This is a genomic window from Aeromonas sobria (assembly GCF_000820145.1).
In the GTDB taxonomy this organism is placed as follows: domain Bacteria; phylum Pseudomonadota; class Gammaproteobacteria; order Enterobacterales; family Aeromonadaceae; genus Aeromonas; species Aeromonas sobria.
Genome location: NZ_CDBW01000017.1, coordinates 124,909 through 150,065 on the forward strand (window position 1 = coordinate 124,909; position 25,157 = coordinate 150,065).

General features: G+C 57.1%; 22 protein-coding genes, 1 tRNA gene and 1 pseudogene. 15 read left to right on the top strand and 9 right to left on the bottom strand.

Features of this window, described 5'->3' with window-relative positions:
• Positions 1 to 267 precede the first annotated feature (267 nt).
• The 5 genes from BN1135_RS09220 to yidZ (BN1135_RS09245) all read left to right on the top strand — a co-directional run bounded on the left by BN1135_RS09220 (position 268) and on the right by yidZ (BN1135_RS09245) (position 5,409).
• The gene (locus tag BN1135_RS09220) at positions 268 to 1,440 is read left to right on the top strand and encodes an MFS transporter (protein ID WP_042020519.1); all 1,173 of its coding nucleotides are present in this window, start codon (positions 268 to 270) and stop codon (positions 1,438 to 1,440) included.
• 18 nt (positions 1,441 to 1,458) lie between these two features.
• The gene (gene yidZ, locus BN1135_RS09225; protein ID WP_042020521.1) at positions 1,459 to 2,421 is read left to right on the top strand and encodes an HTH-type transcriptional regulator YidZ; all 963 of its coding nucleotides are present in this window, start codon (positions 1,459 to 1,461) and stop codon (positions 2,419 to 2,421) included.
• A gap of 496 nt (positions 2,422 to 2,917) precedes the next feature.
• The gene (locus BN1135_RS09230; RefSeq protein WP_042020523.1) at positions 2,918 to 3,241 is read left to right on the top strand and encodes a Bor/Iss family lipoprotein; all 324 of its coding nucleotides are present in this window, start codon (positions 2,918 to 2,920) and stop codon (positions 3,239 to 3,241) included.
• A 19-nt stretch (positions 3,242 to 3,260) separates the two neighbouring features.
• Positions 3,261 to 4,226: a hypothetical protein gene (locus BN1135_RS09235; RefSeq protein WP_042020524.1), complete on the top strand. Its 966-nt coding sequence runs from the start codon at positions 3,261 to 3,263 to the stop codon at positions 4,224 to 4,226.
• Positions 4,227 to 4,440: 214 nt separating this feature from the next.
• Positions 4,441 to 5,409, top strand: coding sequence for an HTH-type transcriptional regulator YidZ (yidZ, locus tag BN1135_RS09245; RefSeq protein ID WP_042020529.1), 969 nt, complete (start codon positions 4,441 to 4,443; stop codon positions 5,407 to 5,409).
• A 243-nt stretch (positions 5,410 to 5,652) separates the two neighbouring features.
• Here yidZ (BN1135_RS09245) and ychF read toward each other — a convergent pair whose 3' ends face one another.
• The 7 genes and pseudogenes from ychF to lolB form a co-directional block, all read right to left on the bottom strand.
• Positions 5,653 to 6,744, bottom strand: a complete 1,092-nt coding sequence (gene ychF / locus BN1135_RS09250; RefSeq protein ID WP_042020530.1) for a redox-regulated ATPase YchF — start codon at positions 6,742 to 6,744, stop codon at positions 5,653 to 5,655.
• A 115-nt stretch (positions 6,745 to 6,859) separates the two neighbouring features.
• Positions 6,860 to 7,456 carry an aminoacyl-tRNA hydrolase gene (gene pth / locus BN1135_RS09255; protein ID WP_042020532.1) on the bottom strand — a complete coding sequence of 199 codons (597 nt, stop codon included), beginning with the start codon at positions 7,454 to 7,456 and terminating at the stop codon, positions 6,860 to 6,862.
• A 189-nt stretch (positions 7,457 to 7,645) separates the two neighbouring features.
• Positions 7,646 to 9,634, bottom strand: coding sequence for a bifunctional metallophosphatase/5'-nucleotidase (locus BN1135_RS09260; RefSeq protein ID WP_042020533.1), 1,989 nt, complete (start codon positions 9,632 to 9,634; stop codon positions 7,646 to 7,648).
• 116 nt (positions 9,635 to 9,750) lie between these two features.
• Complete coding sequence (locus BN1135_RS09265; RefSeq protein ID WP_042020535.1) at positions 9,751 to 10,698, bottom strand: ribose-phosphate pyrophosphokinase; 948 nt, start codon at positions 10,696 to 10,698, stop codon at positions 9,751 to 9,753.
• Positions 10,699 to 10,813: 115 nt separating this feature from the next.
• Positions 10,814 to 10,888 (bottom strand) — tRNA-Gln (locus BN1135_RS09270).
• A pseudogene (gene ispE / locus BN1135_RS09275) lies at positions 10,868 to 11,738 on the bottom strand (4-(cytidine 5'-diphospho)-2-C-methyl-D-erythritol kinase). The gene BN1135_RS09270 and the pseudogene ispE overlap by 21 nt, the downstream one beginning before the upstream one ends.
• Positions 11,738 to 12,316 carry a lipoprotein insertase outer membrane protein LolB gene (gene lolB, locus BN1135_RS09280; RefSeq protein WP_042020538.1) on the bottom strand — a complete coding sequence of 193 codons (579 nt, stop codon included), beginning with the start codon at positions 12,314 to 12,316 and terminating at the stop codon, positions 11,738 to 11,740. Before lolB ends, ispE begins: the two are co-directional and overlap by 1 nt.
• Positions 12,317 to 12,441: 125 nt before the next feature.
• Between lolB and hemA the strand changes: the two genes are divergently transcribed.
• The 7 genes from hemA to BN1135_RS09315 all read left to right on the top strand — a co-directional run bounded on the left by hemA (position 12,442) and on the right by BN1135_RS09315 (position 19,484).
• Positions 12,442 to 13,698, top strand: coding sequence for a glutamyl-tRNA reductase (hemA, locus tag BN1135_RS09285; RefSeq protein ID WP_042020539.1), 1,257 nt, complete (start codon positions 12,442 to 12,444; stop codon positions 13,696 to 13,698).
• Between the two features lie 54 nt (positions 13,699 to 13,752).
• Positions 13,753 to 14,841 carry a peptide chain release factor 1 gene (gene prfA / locus BN1135_RS09290; protein ID WP_042020540.1) on the top strand — a complete coding sequence of 363 codons (1,089 nt, stop codon included), beginning with the start codon at positions 13,753 to 13,755 and terminating at the stop codon, positions 14,839 to 14,841.
• A 61-nt stretch (positions 14,842 to 14,902) separates the two neighbouring features.
• On the top strand, positions 14,903 to 15,748 hold the full coding sequence (gene prmC, locus BN1135_RS09295) for a peptide chain release factor N(5)-glutamine methyltransferase (protein WP_042020541.1): 846 nt from the start codon (positions 14,903 to 14,905) through the stop codon (positions 15,746 to 15,748).
• Between the two features lie 88 nt (positions 15,749 to 15,836).
• Positions 15,837 to 16,220, top strand: coding sequence for a SirB2 family protein (locus BN1135_RS09300; RefSeq protein WP_042020542.1), 384 nt, complete (start codon positions 15,837 to 15,839; stop codon positions 16,218 to 16,220).
• Between the two features lie 12 nt (positions 16,221 to 16,232).
• Positions 16,233 to 17,033: a SirB1 family protein gene (locus tag BN1135_RS09305; protein ID WP_042020543.1), complete on the top strand. Its 801-nt coding sequence runs from the start codon at positions 16,233 to 16,235 to the stop codon at positions 17,031 to 17,033.
• An 11-nt stretch (positions 17,034 to 17,044) separates the two neighbouring features.
• Positions 17,045 to 17,899 (top strand): 3-deoxy-8-phosphooctulonate synthase, encoded by an 855-nt coding sequence (kdsA, locus tag BN1135_RS09310; RefSeq protein ID WP_042020544.1) that lies wholly within the window; start codon positions 17,045 to 17,047, stop codon positions 17,897 to 17,899.
• 304 nt (positions 17,900 to 18,203) lie between these two features.
• On the top strand, positions 18,204 to 19,484 hold the full coding sequence (locus tag BN1135_RS09315; RefSeq protein WP_042020545.1) for a dicarboxylate/amino acid:cation symporter: 1,281 nt from the start codon (positions 18,204 to 18,206) through the stop codon (positions 19,482 to 19,484).
• Between the two features lie 119 nt (positions 19,485 to 19,603).
• Here the strand turns inward: BN1135_RS09315 and grcA are convergent, their stop codons facing one another.
• Complete coding sequence (gene grcA / locus BN1135_RS09320) at positions 19,604 to 19,984, bottom strand: autonomous glycyl radical cofactor GrcA (RefSeq protein ID WP_042020546.1); 381 nt, start codon at positions 19,982 to 19,984, stop codon at positions 19,604 to 19,606.
• Positions 19,985 to 20,353: 369 nt separating this feature from the next.
• On the opposite strand from grcA, the gene BN1135_RS09325 reads away from it, so the two are divergent.
• The 3 genes from BN1135_RS09325 to BN1135_RS09335 all read left to right on the top strand — a co-directional run bounded on the left by BN1135_RS09325 (position 20,354) and on the right by BN1135_RS09335 (position 22,454).
• Entirely contained in the window at positions 20,354 to 21,085 is a 732-nt protein-coding gene (locus BN1135_RS09325; RefSeq protein ID WP_042020547.1) for a substrate-binding periplasmic protein, read from the top strand.
• 69 nt (positions 21,086 to 21,154) lie between these two features.
• Positions 21,155 to 21,832, top strand: a complete 678-nt coding sequence (gene ung / locus BN1135_RS09330) for a uracil-DNA glycosylase (RefSeq protein ID WP_042020548.1) — start codon at positions 21,155 to 21,157, stop codon at positions 21,830 to 21,832.
• Between the two features lie 70 nt (positions 21,833 to 21,902).
• A complete protein-coding gene (locus tag BN1135_RS09335) occupies positions 21,903 to 22,454 on the top strand; it encodes a hemerythrin domain-containing protein (RefSeq protein WP_042020549.1) in 552 nt (183 codons plus the stop codon).
• Positions 22,455 to 22,555: 101 nt separating this feature from the next.
• Here BN1135_RS09335 and ygjK read toward each other — a convergent pair whose 3' ends face one another.
• On the bottom strand, positions 22,556 to 25,036 hold the full coding sequence (gene ygjK, locus BN1135_RS09340) for an alpha-glucosidase (protein WP_042020550.1): 2,481 nt from the start codon (positions 25,034 to 25,036) through the stop codon (positions 22,556 to 22,558).
• Positions 25,037 to 25,157: the final 121 nt, after the last annotated feature.

Below are 25,157 nucleotides of genomic sequence, written 5' to 3' on the forward strand. Positions count from 1 at the left end.
CGGGATTGCCCGGCGTACTTATTTGCGTTGTCCACAGCAGTTGTCCATAGGCTCATTGCTTAAACGGCACGCAGCTCAATACGATATTTCCTGATTGGAATGTACCGATCGCCATCTCTTCACTAGGTGAGGGCGGTGGGCGCCCATATAGTTGCCCCCATTGCGACGCGCTGCGTTGCTACCTTTGTCACCACCTTGGCCCCGCCACTCTTCGCCTGTTGCTGCCATCTGGCCGATGCTGGCGGGCCAATCTGTAATGGAGCATCCATGCCTGTTTTCCTGTTGTGCAGTTTTCTGATGATCATCCTCTATCCGGTCGGGATCGATCTCTATCTGGTGGCGGTGCCCCAAATAGCCGATGCCCTGCAGGCGAGCGAGGCGCAGATCCATACTGCCTTCTCCATTTATCTGTTCGGCATGGCGGCCACCGTGCTGCTGGGCGGGATGATTGCCGATCGCTACGGGCGGCGCTGGGTGGTGCTCGGGGGGGCACTGATCTTTGTTCTTGCCTCGTTGGTGGCAGGCAATGCGGAGGGGATCAGGCAGTTCTATTTCGGCCGTTTCTGGCAAGGGGTCGGCGCCGGTGCGCTCTATATCATGACCTTTACCGTGCTGCGGGATGTGCTGAGTCAGGAGCGGCTGGCGATGGCGCTCTCGATGATTAACGGGGTCATCTGCGTGATCCCGGTGCTGGCACCGGTGCTTGGTTACCTCATCCTGTCGCATTTTGACTGGCGTGGGATCTTCGTGGCAATGGCGCTGGTGGCGGCCGTCAGCGGTCTGGTGAACTTGCTGCTGCTCAAGGAGACCCGCCCGACCCGGCAACCGGGCAGTGGTGCTGCGCTTCCCTTCACCCTGCTGCGCTCGCCGCGCTTTATGTTGCTCTCCCTGCTGACCAGTGCCAGCGTGACCTCCATTCTGGTCTATGTCAGCGTTTCGCCGCTGATCCTGATGAAGGAGTTTGGCTTCACCACCGAGCAGTACTCCATCGTGATGATGGTGATGGCCGGAGTGAGCATGTCCACCTCCTTCCTGACGCCGCTACTGCTGCGCTGGCTTGGTAAGCACAAGGTGCTGGCCGTATCCCATCTGGCTTATCTGCTGGCTGCGTGTGTTCTGCTCGGGTGCTGGCAGTTGGGGGGTAATATCCACCTGCTGTTGCCGGGATTTGCGTTGGTCTGTGTCGGGTTCTCCTGTGGCTTCGGGGTGGCGATGGGGGAGGCACTTGATGGTTGTCAGCACAATGTGGCGTTCGCCAGCGCCGTGCTCTGCATCATGCAGATCAGCCTCTCTGGCCTCTATATCTGGCTGCTGGGCCAACTTGGCTTTGCCCCGACCGAGATGCTGATCTACGCCCTGTTGCTGGCACTGCTCAGTTACCTGGCTGTCAAAGGGCTGGTACCATGGCTCGCGCTTCGTGAAGCGCGGTCGCGGGGATAAGGAACTATGAGAGGGGATATGCGCAATCTGGGTGAACTCGATTTGAACCTGTTGGTGGTTTTCAAGCACCTGATGCAGGCGCGCAGTGTGGCTGGGGCGGCCAAAAAGCTCTGTGTCACCCCGTCGGCGGTGAGCAAGTCTCTGGCCAAGTTGCGGGAGTGGTTTGACGATCCCCTGTTTGTGCGGGTACGGCAGGGATTGCAGCCCACCAACCTCTCCCTGACGCTGGAGGAGGAGCTGAAGGTCTGGTTCCAGCTCACCGACAGCATCACCTCGCTCAATAGCGACGCGATCCCCGACGGAGCCCGCTTCACGCTGGTGATGGAGTCCCCCTTCTACATCAGCTTTCTGAGCGATCTGCCCATGACCATCTACCAGAAGTACCCCAACTCGGTGGTCAGGATGCTGGGGTGGGATCACCACTCCCTCAACGACATCGTCAACGGTGATGCGGATCTGGGCTTCTGCGCCCGCGAGACCCATGGCCGTTCTCAGGCCAAGGTCAACCGGTTGCCCTATTACATCGATCACGAGGTGCTGTTCACCGATCGCCCGGTGGTTTTTCTGCGCAAGGATCACCCCTTGCTCCAGCAGAAGTGGTCGCTGGAAAACTTTCTGGCCTGCCCCCAGATCAGCATGGTGTGGGAAGCGAACGATACCTGGGCCCTCGACAGTCTGCTGGAGGACGAGGGGCTGAAGCGGGAGGTGCCCATCATGGTCTCCAGCTTCGAGCAGGCGTTGCATATTGCCTCCCAGTCGAGCCATGAGCTGATTGCGGTGGCTCCCTCCTACTGCGGTGGTTATGCCAGTCGGCATCACGGCAATCTGATCGCCATGCCGCTGCCGCTGCCGGAGAAGCTCTATGCCCAGCTGGAGATCGCCTTCATCCTGCTGTGGCACAAACGGCACAATCAGGATGCCAAGGTGATGTGGCTGCGCAACGAGATCCGGCGACTCTACAACGACGAATCGCCACGCTAATGTTGCCGTGACGGTGCCCATTGATAAGCCGGAGCGATCTGCTCCGGCTTTTTTATGTCCCGATTTATGTCCTGAAACAACAGGTTGCTGCGGGCATGAGTGGTGCTGATAATATTGTATTTAGTGGCGACAACAAACGATTAACGAACATTCTAAAATGGAAGGTGCCAACTTCTGGTTTTGCTATAGACGTCACACTCTCCGCTGTTAGATACTGCCATTTATAATAAAAGCTGCGATGTGCTATCGGGAAATATCCGTGCCTGTCAGTGGCTATTCACAAATAATATAAAGTTATCGGCTTGTGTTAACATTATCACCCTGTATTTACATCTGGATGTATCGCCAGGGGATGTCTATTGTTCATCGAACACTTATGAAATAAATCATTACAACTTTCTCATGGTTTTATGCCATTGGGTGTCTATTCTTGCTGTTAATATATTTCCGTTAAAGCCAGATATTGTGGACTAACGAAACTGGAAAGGTTGTTTAAATGATTAATCACAAAACTATAACGGCCATTGTTTTGACCGTGTTGCTCTGTGGTTGCGCGAAAAATAGTGTGCATTCTGATGGTTCCCAAGCATTTGCACTTAACAAAGGTGCGATTGTCAGTTCGAAAGAAATTACCAGCCACTTTTTCTTTTCCGATATCGACTTCGGCATCAACGATACGATTGATGCGGCCGCGATCTGTCACGGTATCGAGAATGTCGTACGGATAGAGACCAAAGTCGGCTTTTGGGACTCCCTGTTTACCAGCCTGAGTTTCGGTATTTATGCACCTCGCACAGCACAAATAGACTGTGCTGCATGACAAGTAAAGGAGATAGCGTGTGACTCAATTGAAAAGTATTTTATTGGCGACTGCCGGTATGGCGGCGCTTTATGGCTGTGGTGGTGGATCTGATGAAACCACCGTTGTAAAAGCCAGTGAACCGGTTAAACCCCTTGCACTGGAACATGTGACTATACCTAATGCAACACTTTATAAAGCTGATTATATACAAACCAACGGGGCGATAGACCTGACTGGTTTGGCATTGAAATATCAAAAGGTTGATGGGATAGATGTTACTCGCTGGAGTGCATGGGTCAATAATGGTGTGATGGCCACCAAATGGTGGGTAGAGCAGAGTCGTGATGAAATATTAAAAGACAATCCTAATTCAGTACAGCTCACAAGTATCAGTCGTCAAATGAACCGGCCAATGGCAGATAGTCGTGTCCCTGCAGAACTTCTCATCAAGCGGGTAGATGTTTCTTATAATGATATTGTTCACAACACACCGCAGATAAAGGTGAGCAATACTAACATTTCCTCGAAACTTAATACTGAGCTTGATTTCGTTAGTGCTGGCACCTCAATGTATCCAAAATGGTCTGGTAAAATATCCTTAACGGAGTTGAAAACCCGCGCCATAAATACGGATAACTGGCATGACAATAAGGGGTATAGCACGGATATGCTGGGCGATGTGGAGACAACCCGCAATGGTGACAAGGTGACGGTCACGATGACGTTTCCGGCTGCCGGATGTACCCTGGTGGGGGATGCAACTTCATCGGGTAAAACAAATTTCGACAAGCTGATTTTTACCGGTTTTGACAAGTGTCGGTTTGACCTCGCGAAAGGGGTAAACTGGACTGCCCCCGATCTTTTTAACAACGAAGGATTGGCCAAGGGAAGAAATGGGGCTGTGGCTTATGGCGCGACTCTTAAAAATGATAGCGGAGCAGAGATGTTGCTTATCGGCTTCCCTGAACTGGATGGTGTCGTGTTGGTGATGAACAAGAGATAGTCGAGCATTCGATAATCTGTTGTTTGGCCGTATGTGGTTAAGTAGTGCATGGTTGCGGTGTCGCAGAGAGAAAACAGGCTAGCTACTCTGATGGTGCTTTGGGACTGGTTTTCGGTGGATAATTTTGCACACAGGTCGGTCGATCAGCGTGCGAAGGTCATCGTTCGCAGTCCGAAAGGCACCTTCACGGTGAGGGCCTTTGACGAGAGGAAGTATGCGAACACTGGGTGAGCTCGATTTGAACCTGCTGGTGGTATTCAAATACCTGATGGCGGAGCGTAGTGTGGCGGGCGCGGCGAAACAGCTCAGTGTGACCCCTTCCACTGTGAGCAAGGCGTTGGCCAAGCTGCGGGACTGGTTTGCCGACCCGCTCTTTGTGAGAGGGCGCAAGGGGTTAATGCCGACCAACCTCGCTCTGGCGCTGGCCGGTGAGCTGGACGCCTGGTTCCAGCTCACCGGCAGCATCGCCTCGCTCAATAGTGAGGCGATCCCCGATGGGGCCCGCTTCAATCTGGTGATGCAATCTCCCTTCTACAACAGCCTGCTGAGTGATTTGCCTGTCACCATCCATGAGAAGTATCCCAACTCGGTGGTCAAGATGCAGGGGTGGAATCACCACTCCCTCACGGATCTCGTTAATGGCGATGCGGATCTCGGCGTCTGTGTCCGCGAGCGTTATGACCGTTCTCTGGCCAAGATCAGCAATCTGCCCTATTACATTGATCACGAAGTGCTGTTCCACGACTTGCCGGTGGTGTTCTTGCGCAAGGATCACCCGCTGCAGCAGCAGTGGACACTGGAGAACTTTCTGGCTTGCTCCCACTGCAGCGTGGTGCTGGAGGTCAAGGAGACCTGGAGCCTGGATATGCTGCTAGAGGATGAGGGGTTGCAGCGCAAGGTGCCCATCATGGTATCCAGCTTCGAGCAGGCGCTGAATGTTGCTTCCCAATCTACCCATGAGCTGATTGCGGTCGCCCCCTCCTACTGCGCCGGGTTTGCGGCCAAATATCACCCCAATCTGGTGACCATGCCGCTGCCACTGCCGGAGAAGCTCTATAAACAGCTAGAGGTCACCTTCATCTTGCTGTGGCACAAACGCCACAATCAGGATGCCAAGGTGATGTGGCTACTCAACGAGATAAGGCTGCTTTATCACCGCGAGTCGCGACCTTCAGCCAGATAGCGGGAGCCGGAGCAAGATGCTCCGGTTTTTTATGATGAACCGTGCGGGAGTGGTGGTGGCACCGTGGATTGAGCCGTGCTGAGAAGAGGTTACCCGTTTATTTCACTGCCAAATCATGACTGTGGCATGCGCTAAAAGAAAAAGCCCATCTGTTTCCAGACGGGCTTTTTCAGCAATCTGTTATACCGACCACAACGCCGGATAGACCCTGTTTAACCGATTGTTTAAAAAGGGCTAAAGCACTTATACGTTGAACAGGAAGTTCATGATATCGCCATCTTTGACGATGTACTCTTTCCCTTCTGCACGCATCTTGCCCGCTTCTTTGGCGCCTTGCTCACCCTTGTAGGTAATGAAGTCGTCAAAGGCGATGGTTTGGGCGCGAATAAAGCCTTTTTCAAAGTCAGTGTGGATCTTGCCTGCCGCTTGCGGGGCGGTGGCACCGACCGGGATGGTCCAGGCGCGAACCTCTTTAACACCGGCGGTGAAGTAGGTTTGCAGGTTGAGCAGCTCGTAACCGGAGCGGATCACCCGGTTCAGGCCCGGCTCTTCAATGCCAAGGTCTGCCATAAATTCGGCGCGATCGTCGTCGTCCAGCTCGGCGATGTCTGATTCGATGGAGCAGCAAACCACGACCACTACAGCATTCTCGGCGGCGGCGATTTCACGCACTTTGTCGAGGTAGGGGTTGTTGTCGAAACCATCTTCCGCCACGTTGGCGATGTACATGGTTGGCTTGAGGGTCAGGAAGTTGAACTGGCTGATAGCGCCCAGCTCTTCCTTGTCCAGCTTCAAGCCACGGATCATCTGGCCATCTTCCAGTGCAACGCGGATCTTCTCCAGCACTTCCACTTCCAGCTTGGCATCCTTGTCGCCGCCTTTGGCGCGCTTGGACTGGCGGTGAATGGCGCGCTCGCAGGCGTCCAGATCCGACAGGGCCAGCTCGGTGTTGATCACTTCGATATCGTCAGCCGGGGAGACCTTGCCGGCAACGTGAATGATGTTCTCGTCATCGAAGCAGCGCACTACGTGGCCGATCGCTTCGGTTTCACGGATGTTGGCCAGGAACTGGTTACCCAGACCTTCACCCTTGGAGGCGCCGGCAACCAGGCCCGCGATGTCGACAAATTCCATGGTGGTCGGCACAACGCGCTGCGGATTGATGATGGCAGCCAGCTGATCGAGGCGGGGATCCGGCATCGGGACCACACCGGTGTTCGGCTCGATGGTGCAGAACGGGAAGTTGGCGGCTTCGATACCGGCCTTGGTCAGCGCGTTGAACAGGGTGGATTTGCCTACATTGGGCAGGCCCACGATACCGCATTTAAAACCCATGGATTGTTACCTTATTGATGGATGCTGTTGAGGGTCGCCCGCAGGCGGCCCATGTCATGCTTGTTCTGGTCGTTGCTCATGCACCGGCACAATGTCCGTACAGGGTCAAACCGACCTAACCCTTTTCAGCCTTGAAGCTGTGCAAGCGATTCATGGCCTTGGTCATATCTTGTTTGAACAGGATGTCGGTGGCGCGCAGAGATTCGTCCAGCGCGGCGTCGATCAGGTTCTGTTCACTGCCGGGGGCCTTGGTCAGCACAAAGCCTGCCACCAGCTCTTTGCTGCCGGGATGGCCGATCCCGAGGCGCAGCCGGAAGAAGTTATTGTTGTTGCCCATTTTGGCGATGATGTCTTTGAGGCCGTTATGGCCGCCGTGACCACCGCCCTGTTTGAACTTGGCGATGCCTGGCGGCAGGTCAAGTTCATCGTGGGCAACCAGCATTGCTTCTGGCTCAATCTGATAAAAGCGCGCCAGAGCAGCGACAGCTTTGCCAGAGAGGTTCATATAGGTGTTCGGGATGAGCAGACGCACATCCTGCCCCTCGACCTGAATGCGGGCAGTATGGCCAAAGAACTTGGGTTCTTCACGCAGACTGACATTGTGCCAGCGGGCCAGTTGCTCCACATACCAGACGCCCGCATTATGGCGGGTCTTGGCATATTCCGGGCCGGGGTTACCCAGTCCGACGATCAGTTTGATTTCGCTTGTCACGCTTGATGTCTTCACTCGCAGCTGCAATGGGTACACTACCCAGGGCAATAGGACGCAATATTCTAGCCGCCGAGTGACGATCACTCAACCAATGCTCATGTTCTGGCGGGATTTGAGCCACTCAGGCAGCTAGCAATCAATAAACAGGCCTCATGCAAGAGGCCTGTTGCAGGTAACGGATAGGCAGATTTACTTGGCTCGCAGCAGGGTGACTGTCTCTTCATCCAGTGCGGTCAGGGTGGGGCGAGCCTCGCGCACATACTCCACAAAGGAAGCTGCATCGGTGCCGCAATCCACGCCGCTGGCCTTGCAGTCGAGGGCCTGGCCCGGGGCATAGACGGCGCTGAGCAGTTCGCCGTTTTGTGCCACTTTCAGCACCGGGAAGGCGGTCAGCTTGCCGTTGACGCTGGCGATATCGACCCGCTCGCTCTGGTGGCGCTGGGCATTGGCCAGTGCCTGCCAGCCATCGTTGCCGTTGGCGCTGTAGGCGTTCATCACCACCCGATAGCGCTGGTTATCCAGCAGATCTTGCCACTCTCCGCTTGCGGTCTTGCGCTGCAACCGGGTCAGGGTGCCTGCTTTGCCTGCGTCGGTTTCCTGGAAGGTGTAGCGCAGGTTGCCACCGTAGGGGAACTTGCCGGCATGGGCGCTGGCGGGCAGGGTGGCAGTGATGGTTTCGCTCAGCAGGGCGCGCACTTCGGCACCGGTCAGGGTCAGCACCGAGAGCTGGTTTTTGAACGGCAGCAGGGTGAGGGCACTATCCCCCTCGCGCCATTCGCCAGCAGGCAGTTCGGCACGCACGCCGCCCACCGCCAGCAGGGCGAAGTCCACCGGGCCACCGGTCAGGGCTTGCACTGCTGGCGTATTGGCCCAGTAGAACTCCCCTTCGGCGACCAGCGGCGCCACATCGGAGCCGTGGCTGTCGCTGCCGTTGTCGCCGGGGCGACGGGCATTTTGCAGCTGTGCGGGGATGGTGCCGATCACCGGGCCGTAGGCTTTCTCCAGCGCCGGTTTGTAGTGGCTGTCGATGATGCCGCGCAGGCGCGGATCTTCATCCACGGTCACCAGATTGGGCTGGTTGTCGACAAACTTGATCGCCTCTTTGCTGCGGGTTTGGTCGAGCGCTTGCTTGCGGGCCGGATCGGCGAAGAAGTCGCGGCTGGCCAGCAGGCTGTTGTGGCCCTGGCAGTCGGTCAGCTGGCCTTGGCTGTCAAAGGTCACCTGCGCCAGACCGATGGCTTGGGCGTAAGAGCCTGCCTGCACCACGCAGGTCTTGCCAATGCCGTCCGGGTTGGTCACCAGCTTGGCGTAGTCGCCGGTCTTGCCCCAGCCGATATTGCGAAAATCGCCGAGCAGGCTGTGGGAGTGGCCGCCGACGATGGCATCGATGCCATTTACCTTGGCTGCCAGCGCCAGATCCCGCTCGTTGCCGATGTGGGTCAGGGCCACGATCTGGTTGATCCCTTTGGCCTGCAGCAGATCGACCGTGGCCTGAGCCGAGGTGACCTCTTTGCCAAAGCGCAGCTTGCCAACGTTGGGGGCGATATTACCCATGTCTTCCAGCACCAGACCTATGATAGCGACCAGCTGTTTGCCTTGCGGCAGCTTGTCGAGATCGGTGACCGGGCTCTTCTGGTTGCCGTCAAAGGCATAGACCACGAAGGGCTTGAGGTTGTCTGCCTTGCTAAGGGCAGGATCGGCCTTGGTGTCGAGGTTGGCAGCCAGCACCGGGAAGTTGACCCCCTCGATGAAGCGGGCCAGCTTCTGGTTGTCCAGATCGAACTCGTGGTTGCCCAGCGCCATGGCATCGAGGCCAAACTGACTCAGCAGATCGGCATTGGCCATCCCTTCGTTGAGCTTGAAGTAGCCGCTGCCCTGCCAAGCGTCGCCACCGTGTAGCAGCAGTATGGGCTGGTTCTTGGCCAGTGCCTCGGCCTGATAGGCTTTCGCCATGGTTAGCAGGCGGGGGTAACCGCCAAAACGGGTGTAGAGGGTGTCCGTCTCCTCCTGCTGGCCAAAGATCTGCCCGGTGAGATCGGCATTGACCGGATCAAACTGGGAGTGGGTATCGTTCATGTGAGCCAGGGTCAGCACGAAGGGTTGACTCTCTTTCGCTGGCTGACAGGCAAACAGGGCGCTGGTGAGGGTCGCGAGCAGGAGGGGACGCAAGCAATTCATGGGTAAATCCTTAAGCCTGCCGGGGGCAGGGTCGTACCAGATAGCAAAGGGGTGGAAAGAGAGGGTTCAGAAAGACGAAAACCGCCAGCAGGCGGTTTTCGTTATTGCTGAATCTATCAATGCTCAAACATGGCAGAGATGGACTCTTCGTTGCTGATGCGGCGAATGGCTTCGGCCAGCACGGTTGAGAGAGTCAGCTGTTTGACTTTACCAATCGCTTTCATCTCCGCGGTGAGCGGGATGGAGTCGGTGATGATCAGTTCATCGATCACCGAGTTCTTGATGTTCTCGACGGCAGTGCCAGAGAAGACCGGGTGAGTGGCATAAGCGAATACACGCTTGGCGCCACGCTCTTTCAGGGCTTCTGCGGCTTTGCACAGGGTGCCGCCGGTGTCGATCATGTCATCAACGATGACGCAGTCGCGGCCAGCAACATCACCGATCAGGTGCATGACCTGAGAGACGTTCGGGCGGGGACGACGCTTGTCGATGATGGCGATGTCGGTATCGTCCAGCAGCTTGGCGATGGCGCGGGCACGCACTACGCCGCCGATGTCTGGCGAGACGACAACTGGAGACTCGAGGTTCTTGGACTTCATGTCTTCCAGCAGTACCGGACTACCGAACACGTTGTCGACCGGAACGTCAAAGAAGCCCTGGATCTGCTCGGCATGCAGGTCAACGGTCAGCACGCGATCCACACCCACGCTGGAGAGGAAGTCAGCGACAACCTTGGCGGTGATAGGTACACGAGCGGAACGGACGCGGCGGTCCTGACGGGCATAACCAAAGTAGGGGATAACGGCTGTGATACGGCCAGCTGAAGCACGACGCAGTGCATCCACCATAACGATCAATTCCATCAAATTGTCGTTGGTCGGGGCACAGGTGGATTGAATGATGAAGATATCGCCACCACGTACATTCTCATTGATCTGTACGCTGATCTCGCCGTCGCTAAAGCGACCTACGGCAGCATTGCCGAGTTTGATAAACAGGCGATCTGCGATCTTCTGGGCTAGTTCCGGCGTTGCGTTACCAGCAAACAGCTTCATGTCAGGCACGGTTTGAAACCTCGGGGTTGCATCCAGTATGTGGGGGAGTCTGAAACCAGACCCATATCGTTTTGGGGCAAACGATTTATCAAGATAACGAGCAAGGATATTATGGCTCTGGATTTGGCTGGGGTACTAGGATTCGAACCTAGGAATGGCGAGATCAAAACCCGCTGCCTTACCGCTTGGCGATACCCCAATCATTTGAACTGTTGCAATGTCCAGAAGAGAGGTGATATGTTCTCGCCTTTCGCGACAAACCCATCTAGCCCCTTCGGCACCTTGGCAAACACTTCCCGAGCAGTCACTTCGTCTTCAAATTGAGCAAAGACGCAGGCTCCTGTGCCCGTCATTCTCGACGGCGCGTATTCTAGCAACCAGCCGAGCGCATTGGCAACCTCGGGGTGGCGCTTTTTCACCAGTGATTCGCAATCGTTTTTCCACTCACCTGCCAGCAAGTTGTCCAACGCCATTTTCGGAGTGGCTCTGGGCAGGTCCGGATCCTGAAATACTGCCGCCGTGGCCACATGGCAATCGGGTTTGAGCACCAGATACCAGGCGCTTGGTAATTCGACCGGTTGCAGCCGCTCGCCCACCCCTTCGGCAAAGGCCGCCTTGCCACGGACAAACACCGGCACATCGGCGCCCAGCTGCACGCCAAGCGCTGCCAGTTCATCTTCGCAGAGCCCCGCCTGCCAGAGCTGGTTAAGCGCCACTAGCGTGGTAGCGGCATCGGACGATCCGCCGCCAATTCCGCCCCCCATGGGCAGCACTTTCTCCAACCGGATATGGGCTCCCTGCGGGCTCGGTAGCTTTGCCTGCAGCAGGCGCGCCGCCCGGATGATCAGATTCTGCTCATCCGGTACCCCGGGAATGGCCGGGCTCAGGGTGAGTGAGTCGCTGCCGGGAATCACCTCGAACTCGAGCCAGTCGTTGTGATTGAGGAAGATAAACAGGGTTTGCAGCTCGTGATAGCCATCGGCGCGACGGCCATTGACGTGTAAAAACAGGTTGAGTTTGGCCGGTGCCGGCCAGCGTGTGGAAGCCATTAACGTGCAAGAGTCCATTGGTTGATCTGAAGCTTGAGGCGGCTGTTCTGGCCGGTCATGGTCAGCTGGTGCGGCAGGCGGTAGCCATCTTGATCCCGATAATCGCCATAGACGATCTGCCACTGGCCGTCACGGACACTGGCCAGACTGCTGTCGGGGTTGAGTTCAAACTCGGCCTGACCCGGCAGCCCCTTGATCCATTCCGGCAATCCGGCGACCGGAATATGCCAGCCGGTCAGTTGATAGATAAGCGCTTCGGCATCCTGGCTCTGGTGGCGCTTGCCGTCGCTGTCGAGCAGGGTGATCTCCCCCTTGCTGCGGGAGAGCTCCAGAATGCTGGTGCCGATCAGGCTGCTGAGGTTGAGGCGATAATCCTCGCCATCCTGCTGCCAGTTGAGGCGGGCGCTACCTTTCTGCTGGGGGGAGATGATGGCCATCTTGCCGACGATCTGCCAGTGGGTCAGCTGTTCGAGACGGGTTCGCTCCTGGTTCCAGTTCACCTGATCCCGTTGGGGTTGGGTGGTGGCACAACCGGCCAGCAACAGCAGACAGGTGAGGGTGAAAATACGCAACAGCACGGCAAGGCTCCAGAGAGAGGAATTTGTCACAGTATACGGGGCTGCCGTATTGCTTTTAAAGACTTACCCTTTCTCGTACAATTGCCGCCTTTGCACCCTGCATATGAAATGATCGTCGCCCACTCATGAGTTTGCTAGCACTCGGAATCAACCACAACACCGCCAGTGTCGCCTTGCGGGAGCGGGTCGCCTTTGGCCCGGACTGCATCGATCGCGCCTTGCGTGAGCTGGTGAGCCAATCCGGTGTCAGCGAGGCGGTGATTGTCTCAACCTGCAACCGGACCGAACTGTACTGCAACCTGGATGGCGAGCAGCAGAGCGATGTGTTGCGCTGGTTACAGCAATTCCACGGGCTGGACGCAGCCGAATTGGTCAATGCCATCTATCAGCACCATGACGAAGAGGCGGTGCGCCACTTGATGCGGGTGGCGTGCGGGCTTGATTCGCTGGTGCTCGGTGAGCCGCAGATCCTGGGCCAAATCAAGCAATCCTATGCCCATGCCCAGCAGTCAGAATCCCTCAAGGGAACGCTGGAGCGGCTGTTCCAGAAGTCCTTCTCGGTGGCAAAACGGGTGCGCACCGATACCGAGATTGGCGCCAGTGCCGTGTCGGTGGCCTTTGCTGCCGTCAGCCTGGGTCGGCGGATCTTCTCCGATCTTTCCCAGACCAAGGTACTGCTGGTCGGTGCGGGGGAGACCATCGAGCTGGTGGCACGCCATCTGCGTGAGCAGAACGTCACCCGGATGATGGTGGCCAACCGCACCTTGCAGCGCGCCCAGACCCTGGCGGCCGAATTCGGTGCCCAGGTGATGACGCTTGAAGAGATCCCCGACTATCTGCACGAGGCGGATATCGTCATCAGTTCGACCGCCAGCCCCCTGCCGATCATTGGCAAGGGGATGGTGGAGCGCGCCCTCAAAGCCCGCCGCTCCAAGCCGATGTTTCTGGTGGATATCGCAGTGCCGCGTGACATCGAAGCGGAAGTGGATGAGCTCTCAGATGCCTATCTCTACACGGTGGATGACCTGCAGGGGATCATCGAGCAGAACCTCGAAACCCGTAAACGGGCTGCCGCGCAGGCGGAAGTGATCGTGCAGGAAGAGCGCGACGAGTTTATGGGCTGGTATCGCGGCCAGAGCTCGGTCGATCTCATTCGCGACTACCGCCATCAGTCCCAACAGGTGGCTGACGAAGAGCTGCAACGGGCCCTGCTGGCATTGGCGCAGGGCGAGAGTGCCGAACAGGCGCTCAAGGCGATGGCCCATCGCCTCACCAACAAGTTGATCCACGCGCCGACCCAGGCCTTGCGCCAGGCGGCTTCCCAGGGCGATCAGAGCGAGCTGTCCCGCTTGCGGCAGGCGCTGGGATTGTCCCAAGAGTAATTGTTCGGGGTTGCCATGCTGGCGGCCCCTTCCTCCATTGAGAATGCAAGAGTTATGAATCCGTCACTGATCAGAAAGCTGGAAGGCCTCATCGAGCGCCACGAAGAAGTTCAGGCCATGCTCGGCGAGCCGGACGTGGTCTCGGATCAGGAGCGCTACCGCGCCCTGACCCGCGAGTATGCCCAGCTGGAAGATATCGTTCACGCTTTCCAGCATTATCGTCAGGCGCAGGATGATCTGGAGACCACCCAGCTGATGCTGGAAGAGGATGACGCCGACCTGCGTGAGATGGCGCAGGAGGAGTTGCCACTGGTCAAGGCCGCCCTGGAGCAACAGGAGCAGGCGATGCAGGTCATGCTGCTGCCCAAGGATCCCCGCGATGACAATAACTGTTATCTGGAGATCCGCGCCGGTGCCGGTGGCGACGAAGCGGCGATCTTTGCCGGCGACCTGTTTCGCATGTATTCACGCTTTGCCGAGCGTCAGGGCTGGCGCCTTTCCATCGTCAGTTGCAACGACGGTGAATACGGTGGCTACAAGGAGGTGATCGCCAAGATCGACGGCGAGCGGGTCTATGGCCGCCTCAAGTTTGAATCCGGTGGCCACCGGGTGCAGCGGGTGCCTGAGACCGAATCTCAGGGCCGGGTGCACACCTCCGCCTGTACCGTCGCCGTGCTGCCGGAAGTACCGGAAGCCGAGCAGATCGAGATCAACCCCTCCGATCTGAAGATCGACACCTTCCGTGCCTCCGGTGCCGGTGGTCAGCACGTCAACAAGACCGACTCGGCCATTCGCATTACCCACCTGCCGACCGGTCTGGTGGTGGAGTGCCAGGACGAGCGCTCCCAGCACAAGAACCGCGCCAAGGCGATGTCAGTGCTTTCTGCCCGCCTGCAGGCTGCCGAGGATGAGCGCCACCGCGCTGCCGAACAGAGCACTCGCCGCAATTTGGTGGGCTCCGGTGATCGCTCCGAGCGTATCCGCACCTACAACTACCCGCAGGGCCGTCTCTCCGAGCACCGCATCAACCTCACCCTGTATCGTCTCTCTGAAATTTTGGAAGGGGATCTGGACTGCATCATCACGCCGCTGGTGCAGGAGTATCAGGCCGATCAGCTCGCCTCACTGGCCGAGAACAGTTGATGCAACTGGTGATCCGGCAAGCTCGCATTAAGTGTTGCGCCCATAGGATGGGGTGGCACTGATGCAGATCCAGCAGGCCCGCTCCCATATCATGACGGTGCTGGCTGGCGGGGAATCCCCCCGCGCCGACGCCGATGTGCTGCTCTGCCATCTGCTCGACTGCCGTCGCAGCTATCTGATGACCTGGCCCGAGCGCGAGCTGGATGCCGTCCAGCAGGCCACCCTGCAACAGTGGCTTGACCGTCGGCTGGCGGGTGAACCCATCGCCCATCTGGTGGGAGAGCGGGAGTTCTGGTCGCTGCCGCTGAAAGTGAGCCCGGCGACCCTGATCCCGCGCCCCGATACCGAGGTGCTGGTCGAGCAGGCACTGACCAAAATCCCGCAAGGGCCGTGCGCCGTGCTGGATCTCGGCACCGGCACCGGCGCCATCGCGCTGGCGCTCAAGTCCGAGCGGCCCGAGGTCGATGTATGGGCCGTGGACAGGATGGCCGATGCCGCCGCATTGGCCCGCGAAAACAGCGCCGCTTTGGGATTGCCCATCGAGGTGCGCGACGGCAGCTGGTTTGAGCCGCTGGGTGAACCGGATCGCGACAAGACGCCACGTTTTGCGGTGATCGTCTCCAATCCCCCCTATATTGATGGCGCCGATCCCCATCTCGAGCAGGGTGACGTACGGTTTGAACCACGCTCGGCGCTGGTAGCCGATGAGGCCGGGCTGGCGGATATCCGCCACATCGTGGCCCATGCCCCCGCTTATCTGCTGACCGATGGCTGGCTGTTGCTGGAACATGGTTGGGATCAGGGCGCTGCAGTGCGGCAGTTGCTGGGGGATAGCGGCTACCGCGAGGTCGCCACGGTGTGCGATTACGGCGATAACGACAGGGTCACGCTGGGGCGCTGTCCGTAGCGGCAAGGTCCCGTTTTAGCCTGAGTTTGGCCGAACGACAGGTTTTATACGCGGGGTGCCGTTGTGGCGCTCCTTGCAAGGATTAACGATGTATTTTGTGCTCAAACTGCTGCACTTCTTCCTGATTGCCGGTGCCGTACTGATGTTTATGCTCCGTTTCTACTGGGTGCAAACAACCGCTGGCCGTGCCTACAGCGCGCCTGTGGTGAAAGTCAGTGGCTGGCTCAACGGTTTGGTGGTGCTCTCTGGCGTGCTGCTCTGTGTGGTGCTGGATCTCAACCCGTTCAATAACGGCACACCCTGGCTCAGCGAAAAGTTGATGGGTATTGTGGTGCTGGTATTTCTGGCGACCATGGCGCTGCGGCTGGCCAAAAGCAATCTTATCCGCTGGTGTTCTTTTCTGGGCGCCCTGGGGTGGCTCTTTTTCATTGCCAAGTTGGCAGTGCTCAAACAGACGAGTTTATTCGGTTAAGGCATGATGAAGATGTTACGCATAGACGAATGGACCGATTTTGAAGCTCATGACATCACCGAACTGGCGTTGTCGATCAGCGATGAGATTTATGGATCTGCCGAGCAGGGAGGGCGTGAGTTGACCCTGCTGGATGAGTGGCTGGATGAACAGATCGAAGAGGGAACCTGCGACGAGGTGCGTGAGCAACTGTTGCAGGGCTTTTACCAGCAACTCGGTTTTCATGGCGACTGGCAGGATTACTTCTCTGCAAATAATAGTGACCTCAATCAGGTTCTAGTGCAGCGCAAGGGGATCCCGGTCAGTCTCGGTATTTTGATTATTCAGCTGGGGCGCAAGCTCGGACTCGATGTGGAGGGGATCTGTTTCCCCGGCCACTTTCTGGTGAGCTTTGCCGGTGGTGAAGGAGAGGTCTATGTCGATCCCTTTACCGGCGATGAGCTGAGTCTGGCGCGTATCGAACTATTGCTGCGCGGTGCGTTGGGGGATTTGGCCACCCTGACCCCGGCTTATTTGCAACCGTCTGGGCAGTGGGAAATCATCGAGCGACTGCTCAACGTCAGCAAGGGTGCCCTGCTGCGGGAAGATCGCATGCCTGAGGCGCTGCGCTGTAGCGAGCTGCTATTGCGCATGAAGCCGGGCGACCCGCTGGAGACGCGGGATCGCGGCTTCATCTACGAGCAGCTCGACTGCCCCCGTCAGGCCGCCGACGATTTTAGCTATTTTATTGAACAATGCCCGGACGATCCGGTAGCCGATGTGCTCAAAGTGCAGCTGGCTGCGCTGGATCTCAGCCCCAAGCCTCTTCATTAAGGATGTCTTAGATGGATCAGAAGAATATCAAGATCAACGAGATCGACGTTGCCAACGACAAACCGTTTGTGCTGTTCGGCGGCATGAACGTACTGGAATCGCGCGATATGGCGATGGCAGTGTGCGAGAAGTATATGGAAGTGACGACCAAGCTGGGTATTCCGTTTGTCTTCAAGGCGAGCTGGGATAAGGCTAATCGCTCCTCCATCCACTCCTATCGCGGTCCGGGTCTGGAAGAGGGGATGAAGATTTTCCAGGAGCTGAAGGCCACCTTCGGCATGCCGGTGATCTCTGATCTGCACGAGCCCCATCAGGCCAAGGCTGTTGCCGAGGTGGTTGATGTGATCCAGCTGCCCGCCTTCCTGGCACGCCAGACCGATCTGGTGGAAGCCATGGCGCGCACCGGTAATGTCATCAACATCAAAAAGCCCCAGTTCCTGAGCCCGGGTCAGATGAAGAACATCACCGACAAGTTTGAGGAGTGCGGTAATGACCGCTTGATCCTCTGCGAGCGCGGCGCCAACTTTGGTTACGACAACCTGGTGGTAGACATGCTGGGTCTGGGCGTGATGAAGAAGAGCACCGGCGGTTACCCGGTTATTTTTGACGTTACCCACTCCCTGCAGTGCCGTGATCCGTTGGGAGCGGCCTCCGGTGGTCGCCGCGAGCAGGTGACCGAGCTGGCTCGCGCTGGTATGGCTGTGGGTCTGGCCGGTCTGTTTATCGAATCCCACCCGGATCCGAAAATCGCTCGCTGCGATGGCCCGAGCGCCTTGCCGCTGGAGAAGCTGGAAGGCTTCCTCAAGCAGATGAAGGCCATCGATGACCTGATCAAGGGCTTCGAACCTCTCGATACCTCGGTCTGATCCCGACGCTGTCGTGCTTGATGAAAAATGCCCCGCAATGCGGGGCATTTTTTATATCTGCCATATTTTGCTGACGACCAAAATTAATCTTTGAGTAAACAACAATTGGTTGCCGTGGTGTTAAAGGTGTTAATTTTGTTGTGTGATTGATGTCTCTTAATTGTTTTTTGTTACATGTAGAGTAGTCGCCGTAGTAATGCAGAAACGGCATGGATCGGGTGAGATACGCAGATGTCTCGTCTCGGCTATCTGCATGTTTATTGCTGCCCTAACAATGTGCAATTAAATTAACAGGACGTTAATAATGCGAAAGAAACTATTTAGCAGCCTCTATTTTCAGGTATTGCTCGCGATCACCCTCGGGGTATTACTGGGGCATGTCTATCCGGAGCTGGGCGCTGATATGAAGCCCCTCGGTGATGGCTTCGTCAAATTGATCAAGATGATCATCGCCCCCGTTATTTTCTGTACCGTGGTCACCGGTATTGCCGGGATGGAGAGCATGAAAGCAGTCGGCAAGACCGGTGCCATTGCCCTGCTCTACTTCGAGGTGGTCAGCACCATCGCCCTGATCATCGGGCTGTGCGTGGTCAACCTGCTGCAACCCGGGGTTGGCATGAACGTCGATCCGGCTGCACTGGATGCCAGCGCCATCTCTGCTTATGCGGAACAGGCCAAGTCACAGGGCATTATCGCCTTTTTGCTTGATATTATTCCGGGCAGCGTGATCGGCGCCTTTGCCAGCGGCAATATCTTGCAGGTATTGCTGTTTGCGGTGCTGTTCGGTTTTTCCCTGCACCATATTGGCGAAAAGGGACAAGTTATTTTCGGCGTCATCGACAGTTTCTCCAAAGTCATATTTGGCATTATCAATATGATAATGAAACTGGCGCCGATCGGTGCATTCGGGGCCATGGCATTTACCATCGGTAAATATGGGGTGGGTTCGCTGGTACAGTTGGGCCAGTTGATAGCCTGCTTCTATATCACCTGCCTCTTTTTCATCTTCGTTGTGCTGGGCAGCATCGCCAAAGCTTCCGGTTTCAGCATCCTGCGTTTCATCTCCTACATTCGCGAGGAGCTGCTGATCGTGCTGGGGACCTCCTCTTCCGAGTCGGTACTGCCGCGGATGCTGGACAAGATGGAGAAGCTGGGTTGCCAGAAATCGGTGGTGGGGTTGGTCATTCCGACCGGTTACTCCTTCAACCTGGATGGCACCTCCATCTATCTGACCATGGCGGCGATTTTCATCGCACAGGCCACCAATACACCGCTGGACCTGTTCCAGCAGATCACCCTGTTGGTGGTGTTGTTGATCTCCTCGAAAGGGGCGGCCGGGGTAACCGGTAGTGGCTTTATCGTGCTGGCGGCGACCATTTCGGCGGTGGGCCATCTGCCACTGGCTGGTTTGGCGCTGATCCTGGGGATCGATCGCTTCATGTCCGAGGCGCGGGCGCTGACCAACCTGATCGGTAACGGGGTTGCCACCGTGGTGGTCGCCAAATACTGCAAGCAGTTGGACCAGAAGAAGATGGATGCGGTGCTCGGCGGCAAGGCCGGGCAGCTGGAAGTGGACAGGGCTTAAGCACATTTTCACCCGCACGGCCGCGTTGGCTGGTGCGGGAGCAATAAAAAAACGGCCGTTTGGCCGTTTTTTTATTGTGCTGATACCGTGAGTATCAGCGGTTCACTGCAAGGCGCTGATTACAGGCTGGCGGTGAAAGTACGGGTAACCACGTCACGCTGCTGTTCCGGGGTCAGGGCGTTGAAACGCACTGCGTAGCCAGATACACGGATGGTCAGCTGCGGGTACTTTTCCGGGTTGGCGATAGCATCTTCCAGGGTTTCGCGACGCAGCACGTTGACGTTCAGGTGCTGGCCACCTTCAACAACCGGGTCAGTTTGTACTGGCAGTTCACGATATTCGAACTGACCCAGGTCAGCCAGTTGCACTTCTTGATCGGCAGCGAAAGCATCGCCTTTGACGCAGATGCAGCGAGCTTGTTGCTTCTCTTCGTCCAGCAGCCAGAAAGAGTTCAGCAGAGCGGTGTTAGCAGCTTGGGTGATTTGAATGCCTTTGATCATGGTATGACTCCTCAATGGGAACGCGAATCCAACTGTAAGGAAATTACCCTGATGTATTTAAGCTACCGTCGATGGCGATAACTTAAAGGGCCCTTGCCTTACACCTTTACTTTGATGGGGTCATATATACCATGGTGGTAATATTACCAAAATTGATCCAGATCAATAAAGTTCAATAAAGCCGCATGTCAACGGTATTAATTTATTGAGTTGAATCAAATTTAGGTCATTTTTCCAAAATTGTAAGATATCCATATAATGCATCTTTTATATCTTCAATCTAGTAATTTAACTACACCTTTTAGGCTTTTTTCTGATGAGGGCAGGGGGATTGGCTACACTCAGCAAACACACTGAGGAGAGTGCCGGGTGAAGAGCGGGTGGCGAAAGTGGGCATGGCTAGCCCTGTTTTGTTGTACCAGCGCAGTGCGTGCCGAGACGGTGCGCATTGCCGTGGGCGAGTGGCCACCTTATATCAGTGAGGCGCTGCCCAATCAGGGATTCCTCTGCCAGGTGGTACGCGAGGCTTTCGCTCAGTCGGGGCTGGATGTCAGCTTTCACTTCTACCCCTGGGCGCAGGCTTACCAGCTGACCCAGGAGGGGAGGTATGTGGTCACCATGCCCTGGTTTCGTTCCCGTGAACGTGAACAGCACTTTTATTTTTCTGCCACGCTCGGCGATTTCACGACTCGCCTCTTTATGCTGGTCGGTTCGCCGCAGGTGAATCTGGGGGAGCTAAAAGATCAGCCGGTCGGGGTCACCCGTGGCTATTTTTATGGCGATGGGTTTGCCGCCCGCCAAGCCGGGCTTACCCTCGAGTGGTCAGATTCCGATGAAGAGAGCATGGGCAAGTTGCTCGACGGGCGTATCCACTATCTGGTGATGGATGAGCAGGTGGCACAGACCCTGTTCCAGCAAGCGATCTCCCGTCATCCCCAATCGCTGGCGCTGACCAGTGCCGCTGATCCTATCTGGTCGCAACCTGGATACTTGTTGATGCGCAAGGCTGATCCTGAGGCGCGCCGTTTGATGTTGCTGTTCAACGCCGGCCTGCACAAATTGGAGCGCTCGGGGCGTGTTGCCCGAATTTGGCAGCAGTGAGCCACGGTTGCGTCTTGCGGGCTGGCCCCCTATCCTGAGCCCTTCGCCGATTCAAGTGAGGAGTTAGGGGTGCAGACCTGGAGTGATGTGATTGGCTCTGAAAAAGAGCAGGACTATTTCAAACTTACGCTGGCGACCGTCAGAGCGGAGCGTGAAGCGGGCAAGGTGATCTACCCGCCAACAGCCGATGTGTTCAATGCCTTCAAGCTGACCGAACTGGATCAGGTCAAGGTGGTGATCCTGGGGCAAGACCCCTACCACGGCCCCAATCAGGCGCACGGTCTCTGTTTCTCTGTCCTGCCCGGGGTGCGTACCCCGCCTTCCCTGGTCAACATCTATAAAGAGTTGCAGCGGGATCTGCCCGACTTTGTCACCCCCAATCACGGCTTTCTCGAATCCTGGGCCAAACAGGGGGTCTTGCTGCTCAATACCGTGCTGACGGTGCAGGCCGGTCAGGCTCACTCTCACGCTCAGCTCGGTTGGGAGACCTTCACCGATCGGGTTATCGAGCAGATCAATGCCAGCTGTCAGGGGGTAGTCTTCCTGTTGTGGGGCGCCCACGCCCAGAAGAAGGGGCGTTTTATCGATCGTCAGCGCCACCATGTATTGACTGCCCCCCATCCGAGCCCTCTCTCTGCCCACCGTGGTTTCATCGGTTGTGGCCACTTTACCGAGACCAATCGCTTGCTGGAACAGCAGGGCAAGAGTCAGATAGAGTGGAAATCTGTCTGCATCCCACTTGATTGAGTGCAAAGTTCGGGCGACAAATGACCGTATACTCAGGGACATAACATTAATTCAGAGCCAAGGAGTGCCCATGTTATCCAGTCTGCACAAGGACCATCTCAACATCGCCCAACTATTGGAGCTGCTCAAGCACAAGCTGGCAGCCATTCATGCCGAACAGCCCATCAGCTACTTTTTGGTGCGCGATGTCATCGACTACCTGCGGGAGGTCTCCGACAAGTATCACCATCCCAAGGAAGACCTCATCTATGACTACTACCTGAAATATCGGGTGGTGGAAGGGGAGGTTGCCAACCGCCTGCAGGAGGAGCACGTCAAGCTGCTGGAGGCCGGGGCCGATCTCAAGGAGATGGTGGAGATGATCCTGATGGATGCGGTGATCCCCCTCGATCAGTTCACCACCAAGCTGGAGCGCTTCGTGGAGCTGCAAGAGGCGCACATGAACTACGAAGAGGGGGTGATCTTCCCCCATCTGCGTGACTCCCTGACCGAAGATGACTGGCGCCAGCTGGAGCAAAACTGGCAGAACCGTGCCATTGGCGACCCCCTGTTCGGGGCCGAAGTGAGCCAGCACTTTCAGGCGCTGGCCAAACGCCTCTCTTTGCCGCTCACTACCGACTAAGAGCTGTGCGTACCAGCAGCGCGGCGGGTACCCCGTGAGTGCAACTTGAGTGAAAACAGAAAAGGCCTCCATCCGGAGGCCTTTTACATGGAAGGGCTGAGTTATGCCTGTGGTTTCAGGAAGTTGCGATAGAGCATATAGAGGTGGGCAGAGCTCCAGCTAAAGTTGCTGGCCCCCTGCATGGCACCGGTCTCCGGGTTGTAGTTTTCACGGATGGGGCCGCTGCCCGCCAACCCTTCGGCGTTGTTGAACAGCTTGTTGACCAGTGCCTCGGCATCGCTGCGGTAGCCGTAGTTCTCCAGCCCCTTCACCCCGAAGTAGAACTGATCGAGCCAGACCCGACCGCGCCAGTAGATATTGGGGTCGTAGGCCGGGTTGGTCAGCGCCGCGGTGCCCAGCGGGATCTTGGTGTTGAACTCCTGGGCATTGAGCATCACTTCGCGCACCCGCGCCGCTTTATCCTTGTCGGCGACCTCTGCCCAGAGCGGACTCCACCCTTCCGGGCCACGGCCGCGGGCGGTCAGCAACTTGCCAACGCAGCCGTTGCCGTCAGCGACATCCCCCTGTCCAATCTGGCGATCGTAATAGAAGCCTGACGCCTCATCGAACATACAGCTGTTGATGTAGCCAGCCAGCTGGGTCGCACCATCGCGGTAGCGGCTCGCGTCGTCCGGTTTGCCAAGCAGGTCGGCCATGTCTGCCAGAATGCGCTTCTCCTTGGCGAGGAAGGCGTTCAACTCCACCGACTCCTGATCGATGGAGAAACCGATCAGCTCTCCATTGTCCTGATGGTTTTCAAAGAAGGCGACGTTCCAGTCCTGACGCGCCTTGGCCAAATCTCCGCCATAGGTCTTGTCGGCATAACGTTGCAGTTGGCCCGGTTCGATAAAGCCGAAGCGGGCGGCGTTGTCCATGCCGGACTCCCAACCGGCGCCGTGCTGGGCACCAATATCCATGTCGCTGTAGCCGCCCACGTTCAACACCTGTAGATAGAGCGGCATACCGGCGCAGGCATACCAACCATCCCCCTCAGTGGTACAGCTGGAGAGATCCAGCCCGGCGGGGATACCGTTGGGGTACTGCACCTTGAAGGTGATATTGCCGTTCTCATCGTTATGCTCGACATGCTTGGTGGCGCCATATTCGATGATGCCGTTGCGGTTGTTGTCCCGCGCGCGGTACCACCAGTCGTGATAGGCCTGCAGTTTGGGATACATCTCGGCGATAAAGGCCTTGTCTTTGGTGGCGCTGTAAATTTCCCAGATGGCCCAGGCGGAGAGGGGCGGCTTGGTATCGCGCTCGTTCCAGTTGCCGCCATCGCCATCGCGATCTGCCAGCTTGTTGTAGAAGACGGCGTCGATCACCATGCCTGCATCCTGCGGACGAACCGGATCATCCGGTTGCACCTGATAGTCATACATGGCGCGCACGTTGTTCTTGGCTACCTCCGGGTTGAAGTGGGCCATGGCGTAGGCGTGCTTCCAGCTGTCCCAGGCCCAGACGCCGTCGAACCAGCGAGCGGTATTGGAGGGGGTCACCCCGTCGTGCAGGATGGCGCCAGCCGGGGATCGCCAGTTGCCGTTGAGGGTCTCCATCGCCTTGACGGCGATGCGACGCTCCGACTCGGGGATCCCCTGATTGGAGAGACCCTTGGCAAGGTAGCCCTCCCAGCGGCGGATGGAGTCGGCAAAATAGCTGGCCGGGTTGGCCAGCAGGGCCTGACGGCTCTGCTGATGGCGGCTGGCGTCATCTGCGGAGTGGAGATAGCTCTGCAGGGTGTAGATATCCTCGCTCCCCTTGGCGGCCAGGGTAATGCTGGCGTCACTTTGGTAGCCCAGTGTCTTCTGGTCGAGGGTGGTGCGGCTTGGCAGGGTGCGGTCGATGCGATAGCGGGCGCTGCCGCTCTGCATGATGTTCCAGGTGCTGCGCAGTTTGCCGAACTGGAATTCGATTCCTTTGTCGCTCTCGCTGATGGTGCGAGTCCAGCCTGGATATTTGCTGGCAATCGTATCCTTGGCATCCCATTGATTGAGCAACTCGCCCTGCCAGTTGAGGTTGAGGGTGAGCGGTGCATCGGTCTGATTGATGAGTCGGGTGCGGATAAGAGCGGTGCGGGCATCGCCATAACGCAGCTCCAGCTCCAGCGTAAAGGGCTCGAACTCGAAGCGTTGCACCAGTGCACCGGGAATGGCGTACACCTCCTGCTTGCGGGCGCTGGTGAGCGGGAACGGGCGGCCGCTCGCATCGCTCAGGGTGAGCTTGTCCAGCTCGCTGGCAAAGAAGAGGCTGTACTCCTCGGAGATGACCATGGGGCCGGTAAAGCCCCCCCACTCCTTGTCGCTGGCAGGCAGCAGGAAACCGTGCCATGCCCCCAGATCGAGCAGCGGGTTGTATTTGAGGTTGGAGTAGCTGTCAAAGTCGCGGAATTGGGTCGGTGTTCCCCGACGGTCGATAACGTCCTTGTACTGGATGGCCTGCTCCGGTTTGGCGACTGTGCTGCTCTCAGTCTGGTTATCGTTGCAGGCAGTCAGGCCGAACAGGGCGGTGCCGAGGGCTACCGAGAGTAAAGTTTTACGAAACATTGCTCGCTCCAATTCCGTTTATGTAGGTTAAAGGAAGATTTTTTACACTTATTTTTAGTGAAAAGGTGTTCGGTAGCCATTGTATGGCAAGGGAAAAGGGAGCGTTGGCGCGAAATCACAC

Excerpts from the sequence above, each read along its gene's own strand:
- BN1135_RS09220 (WP_042020519.1), top strand. The coding sequence starts at position 268 with ATGCCTGTTTTCCTGTTGTGCAGTTTTCTGATGATCATCCTCTATCCG.
- yidZ (WP_042020521.1), top strand. The coding sequence starts at position 1,459 with ATGCGCAATCTGGGTGAACTCGATTTGAACCTGTTGGTGGTTTTCAAG.
- BN1135_RS09230 (WP_042020523.1), top strand. The coding sequence starts at position 2,918 with ATGATTAATCACAAAACTATAACGGCCATTGTTTTGACCGTGTTGCTC.
- yidZ (WP_042020529.1), top strand. The coding sequence starts at position 4,441 with ATGCGAACACTGGGTGAGCTCGATTTGAACCTGCTGGTGGTATTCAAA.
- ychF (WP_042020530.1), bottom strand. The coding sequence starts at position 6,744 with ATGGGTTTTAAATGCGGTATCGTGGGCCTGCCCAATGTAGGCAAATCC.
- BN1135_RS09260 (WP_042020533.1), bottom strand. The coding sequence starts at position 9,634 with ATGAATTGCTTGCGTCCCCTCCTGCTCGCGACCCTCACCAGCGCCCTG.
- hemA (WP_042020539.1), top strand. The coding sequence starts at position 12,442 with ATGAGTTTGCTAGCACTCGGAATCAACCACAACACCGCCAGTGTCGCC.
- prfA (WP_042020540.1), top strand. The coding sequence starts at position 13,753 with ATGAATCCGTCACTGATCAGAAAGCTGGAAGGCCTCATCGAGCGCCAC.
- prmC (WP_042020541.1), top strand. The coding sequence starts at position 14,903 with ATGCAGATCCAGCAGGCCCGCTCCCATATCATGACGGTGCTGGCTGGC.
- BN1135_RS09300 (WP_042020542.1), top strand. The coding sequence starts at position 15,837 with ATGTATTTTGTGCTCAAACTGCTGCACTTCTTCCTGATTGCCGGTGCC.
- BN1135_RS09305 (WP_042020543.1), top strand. The coding sequence starts at position 16,233 with ATGTTACGCATAGACGAATGGACCGATTTTGAAGCTCATGACATCACC.
- kdsA (WP_042020544.1), top strand. The coding sequence starts at position 17,045 with ATGGATCAGAAGAATATCAAGATCAACGAGATCGACGTTGCCAACGAC.
- BN1135_RS09315 (WP_042020545.1), top strand. The coding sequence starts at position 18,204 with ATGCGAAAGAAACTATTTAGCAGCCTCTATTTTCAGGTATTGCTCGCG.
- grcA (WP_042020546.1), bottom strand. The coding sequence starts at position 19,984 with ATGATCAAAGGCATTCAAATCACCCAAGCTGCTAACACCGCTCTGCTG.
- BN1135_RS09335 (WP_042020549.1), top strand. The coding sequence starts at position 21,903 with ATGTTATCCAGTCTGCACAAGGACCATCTCAACATCGCCCAACTATTG.
- ygjK (WP_042020550.1), bottom strand. The coding sequence starts at position 25,036 with ATGTTTCGTAAAACTTTACTCTCGGTAGCCCTCGGCACCGCCCTGTTC.